This is a genomic window from Mesorhizobium sp. NZP2298 (assembly GCF_013170825.1).
Taxonomy (GTDB): Bacteria; Pseudomonadota; Alphaproteobacteria; order Rhizobiales; family Rhizobiaceae; genus Mesorhizobium.
The window spans coordinates 6604225-6618711 of the sequence record NZ_CP033365.1; the positions used below are offsets into that span (position 1 = coordinate 6604225).

Annotated in this window: 14 protein-coding genes and 1 pseudogene; 7 read left to right on the forward strand and 8 right to left on the reverse strand. The window is 62.4% G+C overall.

Annotated elements, in window-relative coordinates; genetic code table 11:
* Positions 1-96: 96 nt before the first annotated feature.
* The 4 genes from EB231_RS31450 to EB231_RS31465 form a co-directional block, all read right to left on the reverse strand.
* On the reverse strand, positions 97-1527 hold the full coding sequence (locus EB231_RS31450) for a deoxyguanosinetriphosphate triphosphohydrolase family protein (protein WP_172352273.1): 1431 nt from the start codon (positions 1525-1527) through the stop codon (positions 97-99).
* A gap of 3 nt (positions 1528-1530) precedes the next feature.
* Positions 1531-1698 (reverse strand): hypothetical protein, encoded by a 168-nt coding sequence (locus EB231_RS31455; protein ID WP_155914955.1) that lies wholly within the window; start codon positions 1696-1698, stop codon positions 1531-1533.
* 77 nt (positions 1699-1775) lie between these two features.
* Complete coding sequence (locus EB231_RS31460) at positions 1776-3182, reverse strand: hypothetical protein (RefSeq protein ID WP_172352274.1); 1407 nt, start codon at positions 3180-3182, stop codon at positions 1776-1778.
* A 211-nt stretch (positions 3183-3393) separates the two neighbouring features.
* A complete protein-coding gene (locus EB231_RS31465; RefSeq protein ID WP_044549245.1) occupies positions 3394-3729 on the reverse strand; it encodes a hypothetical protein in 336 nt (111 codons plus the stop codon).
* An 18-nt stretch (positions 3730-3747) separates the two neighbouring features.
* On the opposite strand from EB231_RS31465, the gene EB231_RS31470 reads away from it, so the two are divergent.
* The 7 genes and pseudogenes from EB231_RS31470 to EB231_RS31500 form a co-directional block, all read left to right on the forward strand.
* Positions 3748-4572, forward strand: coding sequence for an 8-oxoguanine DNA glycosylase (locus EB231_RS31470; protein WP_246740797.1), 825 nt, complete (start codon positions 3748-3750; stop codon positions 4570-4572).
* 161 nt (positions 4573-4733) lie between these two features.
* Positions 4734-4874 carry a hypothetical protein gene (locus EB231_RS31475; protein WP_155914953.1) on the forward strand — a complete coding sequence of 47 codons (141 nt, stop codon included), beginning with the start codon at positions 4734-4736 and terminating at the stop codon, positions 4872-4874.
* Entirely contained in the window at positions 4874-6076 is a 1203-nt protein-coding gene (locus EB231_RS31480) for a PfkB family carbohydrate kinase (RefSeq protein ID WP_172352276.1), read from the forward strand. The genes EB231_RS31475 and EB231_RS31480 overlap by 1 nt, the downstream gene beginning before the upstream one ends.
* Positions 6073-6669: a 7-cyano-7-deazaguanine synthase gene (locus tag EB231_RS31485; RefSeq protein WP_010914039.1), complete on the forward strand. Its 597-nt coding sequence runs from the start codon at positions 6073-6075 to the stop codon at positions 6667-6669. The genes EB231_RS31480 and EB231_RS31485 overlap by 4 nt, the downstream gene beginning before the upstream one ends.
* Before the next feature lie 67 nt (positions 6670-6736).
* Entirely contained in the window at positions 6737-7330 is a 594-nt protein-coding gene (locus EB231_RS31490) for a hypothetical protein (protein ID WP_172352277.1), read from the forward strand.
* Positions 7331-8052: 722 nt separating this feature from the next.
* Positions 8053-9240, forward strand: coding sequence for a Fic family protein (locus EB231_RS31495; RefSeq protein ID WP_006329252.1), 1188 nt, complete (start codon positions 8053-8055; stop codon positions 9238-9240).
* Between the two features lie 10 nt (positions 9241-9250).
* Positions 9251-9758 (forward strand): annotated as a pseudogene (locus tag EB231_RS31500) (tyrosine-type recombinase/integrase); the annotation flags it as partial.
* Between the two features lie 225 nt (positions 9759-9983).
* Here EB231_RS31500 and ccoS read toward each other — a convergent pair.
* From ccoS to ccoG, 4 genes are read right to left on the reverse strand one after another with little or no spacing between them, the layout of a single operon-like run.
* Positions 9984-10133: a cbb3-type cytochrome oxidase assembly protein CcoS gene (ccoS, locus tag EB231_RS31505; RefSeq protein WP_006329249.1), complete on the reverse strand. Its 150-nt coding sequence runs from the start codon at positions 10131-10133 to the stop codon at positions 9984-9986.
* Complete coding sequence (locus tag EB231_RS31510) at positions 10130-12418, reverse strand: cation-translocating P-type ATPase (RefSeq protein WP_172352278.1); 2289 nt, start codon at positions 12416-12418, stop codon at positions 10130-10132. The genes ccoS and EB231_RS31510 overlap by 4 nt, the downstream gene beginning before the upstream one ends.
* On the reverse strand, positions 12415-12912 hold the full coding sequence (locus EB231_RS31515) for a FixH family protein (protein ID WP_172352279.1): 498 nt from the start codon (positions 12910-12912) through the stop codon (positions 12415-12417). The genes EB231_RS31510 and EB231_RS31515 overlap by 4 nt, the downstream gene beginning before the upstream one ends.
* A complete protein-coding gene (gene ccoG / locus EB231_RS31520; RefSeq protein WP_445299290.1) occupies positions 12909-14474 on the reverse strand; it encodes a cytochrome c oxidase accessory protein CcoG in 1566 nt (521 codons plus the stop codon). The genes EB231_RS31515 and ccoG overlap by 4 nt, the downstream gene beginning before the upstream one ends.
* Positions 14475-14487 lie beyond the last annotated feature (13 nt).

Genomic DNA, 14487 nt, shown 5'->3' on the forward strand with positions numbered 1-14487 from the left:
GAATAGCTGTCGGAGGTGCGGACCTCTTTTACCGCTTCGGACCGGCGCTGACTCTGAGGCGGGAACCAGGCTCAGCGCAGACCGAGGGAGCACAAGTTATATCGGTTTAAACATGCTCTCAGCTGCATCGGAGTTAAGGCGCGCCCAGAACTCCATCGCGTACCTGTCCGTCATGCCGGCGACGAAGTCGCAGACCTCACGTGCTTTGACGCTTACATTAGGCGCTTTCCGAATGCGGCCCCGGACGTCGGCGGGCATCAACAAGTCACCCCGGTCTCCCATCAGAGCCTTGAAGATGTCGGTGACGAGGTCGTAGCCCCGGTATTCACCAAGCTTCACGCGCGGCGCATAGATCGCAGCCACAAATGTGTACTGCTTCAACACCTCCTTGCGGAGCATGAGCTTCTCCGGAAGGTATATCTGGCTGAGCGATGGGCACTCTTTGTGGGCTTTGAGTTCGACCCCCGAGATGAACTGGTGTACGAGCTCCGATGAGAACTCTGTCCTCTTGTAGCCGTCCTCGCTCATGACCTTGGAGGTGCGGTACGCCTCGGCGAATGTCAGCAGGCTCTCGTCGCGTTTCGCTTGTTGGGCGATGTCGTCTTCTATCACCATGCCGTCGAGCGGCGAATCCGCATCCTCCGCCGGCTGCTCTATTATCTCGGAGAATATCTCCATGAAGACAGCCTGTATCTCATTGATGGTCACCGTCCGCTTCATCGGCTTCGAGGCCCGCTTCGCTACCGCGCTGAGCAAGGCGTCGTCCGACGCCAGCATCTCCGCAGGGGACAGGAACCCGACTTTGAAGCAGTCCTCGAGGTCGTAGACCGAGTAGGCGATGTCGTCCGCCAGATCCATGATGCTGCATTCGATCGTGCAGAACTTCTCCTCAGCACCGAGGACGTAGCCGTTGAGCACCGATGCCTTGACCCGGTCGACGATAATTTTCTCCGAGCCGTAGTAGCCTTTGACAAAGCCGTCCGCCGCCTTCCGGATGGCGGGTATCTCGTTGTCGTACTTCAGAGTGGCCGCGATGGTCCGATGGCAGAGATTGAGCCCTGCCCTATCGTCCCCCGCCAAAGGTTCGGCGTACCGCAACTTCTTCTCAAGGCGCGTCAGGATTCGCAGGGTCTGCGCGTTCCCCTCGAAGCCGCCGTAGCGTTGCATTGCCTTATCGAGCGCGCTCTCGCCGTTGTGGCCGAACGGCGGGTGACCGATGTCGTGCACGAGCCCGGCGGTCGCGCAAAGCCTTGGGTCGATCTTGCCGCCGAGATCCTTGTCGTAGTCGTAGTTGATGCGCTCGGCGATGCCCTGAGCGATCTGCGCCACTTCCAGAGAGTGGGTGAGCCGGTTGCGGAAGAAGTCCGACTCCCTGCTTGGGAAGACCTGGGTCTTGCCCTGTTGCCGGCGGAAGCTTGCGGAATGGATTATCCGCCCGTAATCTCGGCCGAACTCGTCGCGCCACTTTTTGTCGTGGCCGTCCTTCTCGGGGACTACTTCTCGGCTGCGGTCCGCATCGGTGTACATGGTCTAGGCCGGCTGATTAACGTGGCCGTGTTGCTGTCCATCTTTGGCATCATCCTGCGCCTTCTTCTCCTGCGCACGCTGCTCGGCCAGGATCCGTACCGTCTCCCGCAGAGTGCTCAGTTCCCGCTTCGCCTCCTGCCTTGCGTGCACGACAGCCTGGAAGTTTGCCATTCTATTTCTCCTGCTTGTTTGTCGACCCAAGGTTGGACCCTGGATGTTCTCATTATGTTCTATTTCGGCGACCTTGGCTATGCATCGTCCGCCCGAATCATGCGCGTAGGTACCTCGGCCTTTCGTGCGACGTCGGCTATGTGGCTCGTCAGGCCGACCTCCCCCCGCAGCAGGAGCCCGTGCCCCGTCGGAAGCGACTGTACCCGCAGCCGCAACGATTCGAGACCCTCCGATACGTCGAATACTACCCATCCGTCCGCCTCGCCCGGAACGATGATCGAGCCGGCCGAACGGCTAGCGCCGCGGTGAAGTTGCATCACCCAGACCTGCTCGCCGTCGAACGCCCACTCGAAGCGTACGTCGCCCAGCGCGGCGACGAGGCGGGCGTGCGTGGCGTGGACGGTCGCCACCACTACATCCGGAAGGGCCATCGGCGGCGTAGTGCCTTGCATGAAGTCCTCGCCGGTGCCGCAGGCGCCTTCAACATAGAGGATGCGGTCCGCACCCTGCACCGCTGCGCCCGACCATACGGCCGGCACGGCCTCCTGGGCCAGCACGGATACGATCGCGGTGCCGTCGGGATCTTCCCTCAACAGTAGGGAGAAGGGGTCCAACCATCCTCGCGAGGTGGTGAACTTGCCCGGTACCTGTTCCACCGGACACGTCCTGGTCCAAATCTCCTTGGACCCGGTCGGCGTGCCGAAAGCAAATGGGGCCAAGCGCCGGCCAATTACCGTGCTCCGTGGAACCGGAAAACCAGCCAGGTGCGCGACGAGCAGGCCGAACGCTTTGTCGCCCATCATCCGGGAGAAATCGTTGGGCCACCGAACGTCCACCCGATTGCCGGGCAGGGTTTCGTGGGGACCAAACTCCCAATAGAGAACGTGCGACTGCCGGTAACCCCGCGGTGCGGGGTGGAGGCTGAACTCGAGGCGGGCCGCCTCGCCATGGGCGAGCTCGGGCCCGAATCCAAAGACGGTTTGGAAGGCGGCGTTGGCCCACGGGGCGGGGAGGGAGGCAAAACCTTCCCTCTCGACGCCACGGGGCGTCGCGTCGGGACGGAACTCCACGACATCATCGAGGATCACGCCGGAGACGCCGCCATCGGACACGTCAATGGTCTCATTAACTATGGCGAAGCTTCCCTCCGCCGCGAAACGGGCCAGGGCGGTCAGAACGGCCTCAGAGTCCTGCAGCGCATAGAGGAACTCGCGGCTCTGCGAAGACGCTTCGCTGAAGGTGCGAATGTTGACCGTTCCTTCCCCGCTCCGTTCGAACAGCGCCTGCACGGCTTCCGAGGCGGTGGCGAATTGGTGGTTGGCCGGCAATCCGGCCAGCCGGCAGTATTCCTGCCGGGGTCCCGAGGGCGACGGCGAGAAGCTCACGAACTGGGCGACGTTGAACCTCTCGGCCAGTCGGTCCAGCGTGGCGTCCTTGCGGAAGTCAGGCGGGGCGAGGTGAGACAGGTTTCCGGAATGGATCATCGGCGCTTGGGATCCAACATGGTCATCAGGTCTCGCTGCTCATTGGTTTTACACTTGGGACGGTAAACACTCCGTTGGCAAGAGACAAATCGACCGCAGCTTTTTGCACCTGCAAAAGATGGTACTGCGACAGCCTGGCGACTTGAGGCACCGGGCCACGGATGGGGTGCCCGACGATTCTCGCTGCCGAATCCCTTTCGCGACCTCTCTATCATATGAGAGCCGAAAGGTTATTAAGAATATGCAGAATATGCATTCGATGCTCCTCCGGCGCGTTGCGCAGGCGGCTCATGGCCTCCTCCAACTCCGAGCCGGACGCAGTTGCGGTGCTGTCCGCCTTCACGAGCCAGTCGGCGAGGTCGGCCTCGAGCCCGGCGGAAGGCGGCACCTTGCGCGAAAGAACCTTGCTCACATGCCCTTGGGTGACGCGGCAGAACTCAGCCAACTCGCGCTGGCGAGTGCGAGTGCTCCTTAGGACGGCGTTCACGGTATCGATGATATCCGTCGATTGCATTGACCTGTGTTTCACGAAATGAATATAATGCATACTTCCTCGGAACAATTTATGCAACACGTCATCTCCCTCCACAACGGCACACCCGTGAGCCTCTTCCTGCCCGATCCTGCGGAGTCCGTGGTCCCGGGAGTGGCTTGGGGCCGGTTTGAAGAAGCGTTGACCCCTGCATTCTGGGCCGCACAGGCCTGGATGCAGGAATTGGCGGGCGGTGAGGCGTTCGGCCTTGGCGACACCCTGGCGGAGGAAGTGGCCGCCTGCCTGCTCGGTGGGTACGGTGCGCCCGCTGAAGTCGGTCTCGCGGCATATGGGAGGGTGCGGCAAGCGATGCGCAGCACTGCCGTCGTTGACGTCGGTGCGATCGAGGCCATGCTGACGATGCCTCTGAATGTTGGCGATAGGTTGGTCCGGTATCGCTTCGCTAGGCAAAGGTCGCGACAACTGGGCGAGTGCCTCGCGAGGATCGCCGATATCGACGAGGCCGCGCTGGACGACATCTCGCTCAGGGACGCACTGACGCGGCTGCCGGGGATCGGCCCCAAAACGGCATCTTGGGTTGTCCGGAACCGCAGGGCGAGCGACGAGGTCGCGATACTCGATATCCACATCGTGCGGGCGTGCGTCCATATGGGAATATTCGGCGGCGGTGCGACGCCTGCGAGTGACTACGTGGGCCTCGAATCCCGTTTCATCGGGTTCTGCCGCGCTGCCGGCCTACGCGCTTCCTTGCTCGATGCACTGATGTGGCGAACCATGCGATCGATCGGCCCGTCATTCGCGGGCTTGCGGCCAGCGTCGAATCCGAGTTCAACTGGAGGACGCGGCAAGGGGAAGACAGCATGTCCGGAGGTGGTGGCTCGAGCAGGGACGATCTGAGTCCGGGAATCGGAGGGGGGCCGGACACCTGCGGCCAGACCTACAACGCCCCCATCAACAGCCCTAAGCCTTCCGTGCTGGGGCCCGTGTCCATCGGGACCGTTCTCACCGTCGACGTCGTTCCCACCGGCACTACCAGCACCCTTGTCGTCCGTGACGCGATGGGACGAATCGGCGGCTCCCTGACTTTCCTGGGCTATACGCAGGTCATCAACTGCATCGTCCAACGTGGCGTGGCCTACACGGCGACGGTGCTGGCCATAGCGGGCGGCGTCTACACCGTCGAGGTGGTACCCGTCTGATGCGCAGCCTTTCGGTGGTAGGCGGGATCTACCGCGAGCGCTGCCTGCAACCGACCTGGGATGCCGTCCTCGGATCCGCCGGTCGTGCCGCCCAGGCACTCGGCACCGTCAAGGCTTCGCGGAAGCGGTTGCACGCTTACATGAGCGATCGGGCGCGGAGCGAAGTCGAACTCCTCGCCGAACTCGCCGACTTCGAGTTGGTACCCACGGACCTGCCTTTCCTGGTGTTGTTTGACTACGCACATACGCTTGGCGACCCTGTCATATCGCCGCCGATCGGCTTGATGGGCCAGCGACCGCCGCTCGCCGTCAAAGACGACGTCGTGCTCCGCTACGGCATGCTCGAGGGCGATGCCGTCGTCGCCGCCAACATCGCGGTTTACGATCCACAATCCGCTTTCGGCGCTGCCGCGTTCACTGCCAACGGCTCGTCGGCCAAGAGGCTTGCAGTGGTGCTCAACAGGCTCGAGTTGCGCTCGATCACCGGCGAGGAAGATCCTCGCGCCGGTGCCGACTGGCTGTTCCGGAACGACGGTGCCGAGGTGGTCGTGCTGAAGATGGGGGCCTTGGGCGCACGGGTAATCACGCCGGACGGGGCGTGGGAAATCCCCCTCTATCGATCGGAGCGCGTTTGGAAATTGGGATCCGGCGACGTCTTCTCCGCAACGTTCGCTGCAATGTGGGCCCTGGAGGACATGGCGCCCGATGACGCGGCGGACATCGCGTCGCGGGCGACCGCGTGGTACTGCGGCCATCGCGCCCTTCCCACCCCGGACGCCGCCACGCTTGCCACGATGCCGTTCGAGCAGGTGCGCCCGGGTACGGGCCGCATATACTTGGCGGCGCCGTTCTTCGACCTCGGGCAGCGCTGGCTGGTGGAGGAAAGCAGGCGCGCCCTGCTGCAAGCAGGTGCCCAGGTGTTCTCGCCCATCCACGAGGTCGGACCCGGCGCCGCCGAGGTCGTCGCTCCGGCGGATCTCGCCGGCATCGAGGACTGCGACGTACTGCTGGCGATCGTCAACGGGATGGACCCCGGGACCGTCTTTGAGGCGGGCTACGCCATCCGCAAGGGCATACCGGTCGTCGCGCTGGCCGAGAATTCGCGGGAGGAGGATCTCAAGATGTTCGTAGGCTCCGGGGCGACGGTGACCAGCGACTTCGCGACGGCCATCTACCAGGCTGTCTGGAGACTGCCGCGATGACTACCGCCTTGCTCCTGTCGGGCGGCATGGACTCTGTCAGCATCGCATGGTGGCTTCGGCCCGACGTCGCGTTGACGATCGACTACGGCCAGAAGCCGGCCGAAGCCGAGATCGACGCCGCCGGCCACGTGGCCCAACTACTCGGCATCTCGCACGAGGTGATCCGGGTCGACTGCTCGTCCCTGGGTTCTGGCGATATGGCCGGTACCGCGCCCGACGCCGCGGCGCCGGTGTCGGAATGGTGGCCCTTCCGGAACCAACTGCTCGTCACGCTGGCCGGAATGGCGGCGGTGCGCCATGGCGTGTCGCGGCTGCTGATAGGCGCTCTGGCCACCGATGGCGCCCACGCCGACGGTCGGCCCGAGTTCGTGGAGCGGGCATCGCAGCTCATGGCCATGCAGGAGGGCGGGATAGTCGTCGAGGCGCCCGCCATCGAACTCGATGCGGTCGAGCTGGTGCGTCGATCGGGAATCGATCAGGGCACGCTTGCCTGGGCGCATTCCTGTCATACCGGCAACTACGCTTGCGGCAGGTGCCGCGGCTGCACCAAGCACTTCAACACATGGCAGGCCCTTGGCTGGACTCCTCACTGACGAACCCCACCCTCGAACGCCAGCAGGGAAATGGGTTGCGTGGCTGCCTCCCGACTGCACCCTATCGGTGCTGGACCCGCCGCAGCCAACGCATGAGCACGCCTTCAAGGAAATGCTGCAGGCCCGCCGATCAAGCGTCGGGGGCGATATTGCTTGGTCGGACATCGAGGCGGTGCTCTGGCATTCGGCCAGAACGGTCACGAACGACGGTGTCGGACGCGCCGGGATCGAGATTGAGCGGCGGCCAGCGCCAGCGGCGGGCGGGCTTCACTGCATCCATATAGTCTGCCAGATGTGCGCAAACGATGGGCAGCCGAGGCTGTACCTGCCCAGGCATGGGTTCGCTGAGCTCAACCACCGCGCTGGCTCGGCGGCATTAAATCGCGCGGAGGTGGTCCAACTGCTTCCGGGGGCCGCAGGCTGCACGCTTCGGTTTGTGGCCGACATGGACAAGGTCTCAGCGGCGTACAACAATCCGGAGAGCTTGGTGTGGCGCGATTCCGGAGCCCTGGCGGCCACAATAGGTCTCGTGGCCGAATGGCTCGACCTCTCTGCAAACATGCTGGGTATTGCGGGCGGAGAATACATGCGGTCGATCGGATTTCCTGGCGAACGCTTCCTCGCCGTCGGCGGTATCCAAATTTCGTCGAGGTCTCCCTAGCAAGTAAATGCCGCAGTCTTAGCGGGTGGCGAACCGCGCTCGTTCGCTGTTCCCACCTTAGGAATCCCGCTGGCTTCCAGCTCTCTCTCAAGTTTAGGCATTGCCGCACCAGACAATATCTGATCTGATTCTTATGAACGCGACCACAGAATCTTCTTGGCATTACTAAGGCGCGCTCTATGACTGGCAGACGTTGCTTACAGGTGTATTGTCGGCACGTATCTATTGTGGATTCAAATCCAGCGTCAAAGACGCCAGTCGCGATTTGAGAGCGAATGGATCGCACTCGAACGCAAACGTGAGAACCTGGCCCCCCGCATCGGGCTTCCACACGCTCTCGCAGAGCTCAGCAGATATTGGGCTGCCTCGTTCGAGTCCTCGCGCAGCCTGGTCGCAGCGTCGCGTGCTTCCGCAGTCTCTGGAGAATCATTTGGAGTCGCCTGTATTTTCGTGGTCGTATATCCCTAGTCAGCGCGACCGGCGAAGTTCGGCCAAGCGATCGGCCAAATCGACCTACCGATCGCAAATTTCGACATACTATCAATGCGCTAAGCATAGCGAATATCGGCCATCATCGGCATCGGCATTGGCGTCGTCGATCAACCGTCTCGGTGAAGCTGAGGTAGCGGCTAACATCGGCCAAATGATCGGCCAGTTATGGGCGCTCAGCTAAAATTTCTGTTGACATATACGTACTTAGCGCGATCTAACATCGGCCAATTATGGAAGAGACCGTACAGCGCATCGAGCCGGCGCGCCTGGAAGACGTTGCGGAGCCTATCTCCGACGCGCTGGCTGAGCTGTCAGCAAGCTCGGCGGTTCTCGGCGCCAAGCTGCATCCGCGCACGGCCGCGAACCTGGCGGATCTCGTGCGCATCATGAACACCTATTACAGCAACCTGATCGAGGGCCACAACACGCGCCCCCGCGACATCGAACGCGCCCTCGCCGGCGAATTCGACAAAGACCAGGAACGACGCAACCTGCAGGTGGAAGCCGCGGCCCATGTTCGACTGCAGGGGGAAATCGATCGCCTGGCAGCGGAGGGTCAGCTCCCAGAACCGGCTTCGCTTGATTTTTTGCGCTGGCTGCATGCGGAATTCTACCGTGACGCCGATGAGGCGATGTTGCGCATTCGCGGCGCAGACAGAGAATTCTTGATGGTTCCGGGTCGGTGGCGATCACAGCCTGAACATGATGTCACTGTCGGCCGCCACCAGCCGCCGTCAAGCGATCGCGTCGAAGCGTTCATGGAGCATTTCGCTAGCCGGTACCGCTTCCAACGTACGGGCAAAGCGGCTAGGATATTGGCGATTCCGGCCGCGCATCATCGGTTCAATTATATTCATCCCTTCCCAGACGGCAATGGACGCGTCAGTCGCTTGATGAGTCACGCCATGGCCCATGAGGCAGGAATCGCCGCGCACGGGCTGTGGTCGATTTCCCGAGGCCTGGCGCGGGGTCTGGAAAGCCGCGGCGACTATAAACGCATGATGGATCACGCCGACATGCCACGCCAAGGCGATCGCGACGGCCGCGGTAATCTTTCTATGCGGGCGCTGGCGGATTTTACCTTATGGTTTCTACGCGTATGCATCGACCAGGTCAGTTTCATGTCCAGCCTGTTCGATTTGAACCAACTTGCCCGGCGCCTGCAGCGGTTCGTTCAACGCTACGACCTGAAGCCGGAAGCTTTCCGGCTGCTCGAGGAGGCGCTTCTGCGCGGCGAGTTCGATCGCGGTGAGGCCTCACGTATCGCTGGCTTGCCGGAACGTACGGCCCGCCGCGTGTTTACCGAGGTGCTCGAGCTTGGCCTGCTTGCGTCCGATACCCCGAAAGGACCGGTATCGCTACGCTTCCCGGTCGACACGTTGGACGAACTGTTTCCTAAGCTATTTCCGGAAACTTAGCGTCGCATAACTGCGCCTACTGTTTCCCCGCCCCGGCGAGTTGCGAGCCGCCGGATGGGAAGAGTTCGACTTCAAAGGCTCGGTGTGGACCATCCCGGAAGCAGGCATGAAAATGCGGCGGCCGCACCGCGTTGCACTTTCGAGGCAGGCCATCAAAATCCTGACCGATCTCAGAGACATTTCCGGCAGCGAGGCGCTGCTGTTTCCAAGTGCGCGATCGGGTTCTCGTCCGATTTCCGACTATACACTTAACGCCGCCCTGCGTCGCATGGGTTACAGCAAGAAAGAAGCAACGGCTCACGGTTTCCGAGCAACGGCATCAACTCTGTTGAATGAATGCGGCAAGTGGCATCCAGACGCAAGAGAGACAGCTGACCCATATTGAAAAGAACGACGTTCGGCGCGCTTCCGCCAGGGCAGAGCACTGGGAAAAGCGCGTCAGTATGATGCAGTGGTGGGCCGATTATCTGGACGAAATTGGGTGCACGAAACCTGCAGTTGAACCCAAACAAGTGTAACTGCAACCCCGTGTCCGCACCTATCGTGAACATGAACATCAGCTTTGCGTACGTTATGACATTGGCCGCGTCTATGTTGGGGCGGAACCGGCGACGCAGTCCTTCGAGGGACAGGGGCTTTTCACAAATCTACGTCAAGCGGCTTAACTGGTTGTGGAGCTTCAATCGTTATTCCGAGTCGGCTGACGGCCGGCGTCAGCACAGCGTCAGGAACAGCGGTCTGGCTCAGCGTTCCGGCTTGTCGTCCCGGAGGATGCGCTCAGCGGCTCCGTCAAGATCCTCGTATTGGCCACTCTTCAACGCCCACAGAAAGCCAGTCAGCCCCAGTGCGCCAAGAAATAGGGCGACTGGCATGAGGTAGACGAGTATCGTCATGATGACCGCGCTAATGGGTGAATGCCGGAATGCGTTGCCGAAGAAGCCCTCGTCAGCTCGGCGAGCCTAAAGCCCTGCAGCCGCAGCCCGTTTCCGATCACCAGCAGCGATGAGGCGGACATCGCGACCGCGGCGATCAACGGCGTGACGTTGCCGAAGATGGCGATCGGCACGGCAACAGCGTTGTAGATGATCGCGATGGCTATGTTCTGGCGGATCAGCCGCCCTGCCTTCCGCGAGACGTCCAGCGCAAGGGGTACGGCCGAAAGGCTTTCACGCAGGAACACGAAATCGGCGGCGTTGCGGCCAATATCGGCGGCGGTCGCGGGAGCGATCGAGACGTGCGCCGCGCCCAGCGCTGGCGTGTCGTTGAGCCCGTCGCCCACCATCAGGACCTTGTGGCCGGCCTTGGTCAGCACTTCGATCCGCTCAGCCTTCTCGGACGGCAGCAGCGCCGAAACAAAACGGTCGATGCCCAATATTCTTGCGACATCGCCACAAGCGTCCGGGGTATCGCCCGACAGCATTTCGACCGACACGCCGGCATCCTTCAATTGCCCGACCGCCGCCTTGGCGTCGGCGCGCGTAGCGTCCTCGAACGTGAAGGAGGCGACGATCCTCCCATTCTTCGAAAGCACCGTCCCGCCATAGCCGCCATACTTGCCTTTGCCACCGGTCCGGGCTTTCCATCCGGCCCAGCCGCGCCGGCCAAGACGCCAGGTGCTGTCCGCGGTCGTGGCTTCGATGCCGAGACCCGGGTGCTCGCTGACGGCTTCCAGCTTCGACTGGCCGGCAAAACCCGCGAATGCGGCGATGGCCTTCGAGAACGGGTGACGGGAGTGCGCCGCCATGTCGGCTGCGATCGCCAGCATCGCCGGATCGATGGTCGACGCGTTGACCAGCCTGGGCTGACCGAGCGTCAGCGTGCCGGTCTTGTCGAATACCGCCACGTCTATCGCGGCCAAGCGCTCAATGGCCGATCCGTCCTTGACCATCACGCCGGCTTCGAACAAGCGGCGCGCCGCGACCACTTGCACGATAGGCACGGCCAGACCGAGCGCGCATGGGCATGTGATGATGAGAACGGCGATCGCGATTGTCACTGCCCGGTGCCAGTCGCCGGTTACCGCCATCCAGCCAAGGAACGTCACGAAGGCGGTGAGATGGACCACCGGCGCGTAGAGCGCCGAGACACGGTCGGCGATCCGCCGATAGTGCGCACGACCACCTTCGGCGGCTTCCATCAGCCGGACCATTTCCGCCAGGAAGGAGTCCTTTGCCGCAGCGGTCGCTTCGATGGTCAGCGGGCCGGTAAGGTTGAGCGTGCCGGCCTGAACCTGTTGCCCGGACGTCACGGTTTTTGGTGTGCTCTCGCCAGAAACCAGCGAGCAGTCGAGATCCGACGCGCCCCGAATGATCCGGCCGTCGACAGGGACCCTTTCGCCTGCGGCGACCAGAAGGTGCATGCCCGGTTCGATCTCGCCAACCGGCAGGTAGTCGCGCGCGCCATCGCCGCGCAGCACCATGGCGCCACGTGCGGCCAACTGGGACAGGCCTTTCACGGCGGTCCGTGCCCGTTCGCGCATGACGTGATCCAGGGTGCGGCCGATCAACAGGAAAAACAGCAGGGATACGGACGCGTCGAAATAGGCGTGATCGCCATGATTGATCGTCTCATAGAGGCTCATGGCATAAGCGAGCGACACCCCAACCGCGATCGGCACGTCCATGTTCATGCGGCCGTGGCGCAGTGCATTCCAGGCCGAGCGGAAGAAGATGCCGCCGGCAAAGGTGAGCGCCGGGATGGCGATCAATGCAGAGACCCAGTGAAACAGGTCGCGGGTAGCACCTTCGGCGCCGGACCAGACCGAGACCGAAAGCAGCATGATGTTGCCGGCGGCGAACCCGGCGACCGCGACCGCGCGGATCAGCTCGGCAAGCGTCTTGTCTTTTTCATCGATCTCGGCGGCGAACAGATGCGCCTCGTAGCCCAGTCGTCTCAGCGCAGCGACGAAGGGCGGCACCTCGTCGCCTCGCCACCGGATCGCGACGCGCTTGGTCGACAAGTTGACACGCGCGTCTTCGACATTGTCGAGCTTTGCCAGCGCCGTCTCGATCGCCTGGATGCAGGCTGCGCAATGAACCGTCGGTACTGAAAGGTCGGTCTGGCGAAGACCATCGCCAACCAAGCGGCTCGCCAACCTGATCTCCTGGCCAGATGGCAGGACCGATGTGGTACCGGTCAGATCCATTGCCTGTTCCGCGCCGGGTGCACAGCAGCTCATTGCAGCGCTCCTTGCGAAATCATGATCCTGCGGACGTCGCGATAGGGTAGCGCCAGGCCGGCATCGGCGTCGACTTCGACGATCCAGACGCCGTCCTTCGGCATGTGCCGCGCCGCGAATTCCTCGCCGGAGGCGAGGGCGAGCGTAACGGACTTGTCCTCTTTCTCGTATGCGGGATGGCGAAACAGCACCTTGACGCCATGCAAGGGGACCGGCTTGCCGGTGGTATCGCTCAAGCTGTAGCGGACCTCACCCCGAGCGATCGTCAGTTTGCCGGTCCAGCCGAGTGCCGCCTGCGCGCGCCCTTCCTCGGCCTTTTTGTTGAATTGCTGGCTGGCCACATAGGTGTTCTCGACGACAAGGCCGGTCCAGCTCGTGCTGGCGAGTGTCGCCATCGTGAGATTGACCGCGATGATCACGCCGAAAAAGCCGAGAATGGTGAGCAGCATGTGCCTGCCGGTGAACTCACGCGTCTTTTGCGTATTGGTGCTCATCTGGCGATCTCCGGGGCGTTGAAGGTGGCGGTGTATTCGTCCGATTCGAAGCTCGCTCTGTCCTCGACGCGGAACTTGAAGGTTTGTGCAGCGTGCCGAACCTCACCCGCTGGCTGGCGCACGAAGACCTTCAGCATGTTCAGCCGGTCGGCTTCGACCGCGATGGCGAAGAAGCGAGCTGCCGGCAGATCACTGCCGACGACGCTCATTTCGGCTCCCTGCAAGCCCTGCATCGTGACGACGATCGTCCTTGGCTCGGGGATCATGTTAAGCAGCTTGACGGTGTAACCGTTGCGGATCGAGCCGTCGGACAGGGTCACGAATTGCGGATTGCGGTCGTGCAGGACGTTGATCTCGAGTCGGTCGCGCGTCAGCAGCGAATAGATCAAGGCAAGCCCGACCGCCGTCCACGCGCCCATGTAGAAGAAGGTCCTCGGCCGGAAGATCTTGCGAATATGGAAATGCGCCAACCTGGCGGAGAATGTGCTGTCGGCCGTTCTGACGAGTGAAGGGTTCACGGGACCGGAGCCGCCTGCGGTCGCCACCGCCATGTTGGCGTTGTAGTCGGACAGCGTCGCATAGGAGATCAGCCCGCGCTCCTTGCCGAGCTTGTTCATGACGCCGTCGCAGGCATCAAGGCACAGCGCGCAAGTGATGCATTCGAGTTGCTGGCCGTCGCGAATGTCGATCCCCATCGGGCAGACTGCGACACAGGCATTGCAGTCGACGCAGTCACCGACCGGCTGCCCCGCAGCCTGGACCTTCTTGGCGTGCCGCGAACGAGGTTCGCCACGCCAGTCATTGTAGGTCACAGTGAGCGAATTCTCGTCGAGCATGGCAGCCTGGATGCGCGGCCACGGGCACATGTAGGTGCAGACTTGCTCGCGCATCAGCCCGCCGAACGTGTAGGTGGTCGCCGTCAGCACCGCGATGGTGACGTAGGCGACCGAAGCGGCGGTGCCGTTGAATACGTCGCCGATCAGCGTCGGCGCATCGGCGAAATAGAGGATCCAGGCGCCGCCGGTAGCTGCCGCTATGACCAGCCAGATGGCGTGTTTCGACACACGCAGCACCAGTTTGCGCGCGGTCCAGCGGCCGGCGTCGAGCTTCATGCGAGCGTTGCGATCGCCTTCGATCGCCCGCTCGACAACTAGGAAAAGATCGACCCATACCGTCTGCGGGCAGGTATAGCCGCACCAGGCGCGGCCGACGGTGGACGTGATCAGGAAGAGGCCGATGCCGGCCATCATCAGAAGGCCGGCGACATAGTAGAATTCCTGCGGCCATATCTCGATGAAGAAGACGTAGAAACGGCGGTTGGCAAGATCGATCAGCACGGCCTGATCAGGAGCAAACGGACCTCGATCCCAGCGCAACCAGGGCATCAGATAATAGATGCCCAGCGTGATCGCCATCACCAGCCATTTGAAGCGGCGAAAGCTGCCCGAGGCGCGTTTAGGGAAGATTTTCTTGCGCGGAGCATAGAGCGGCTGTCGTGTCTTGGCGGAGTTGACCGCTTTTGCCTCGAGCCGCTCCATCTGCGTTTTATCCAGCACGTGCATCTCCACTCGCGCG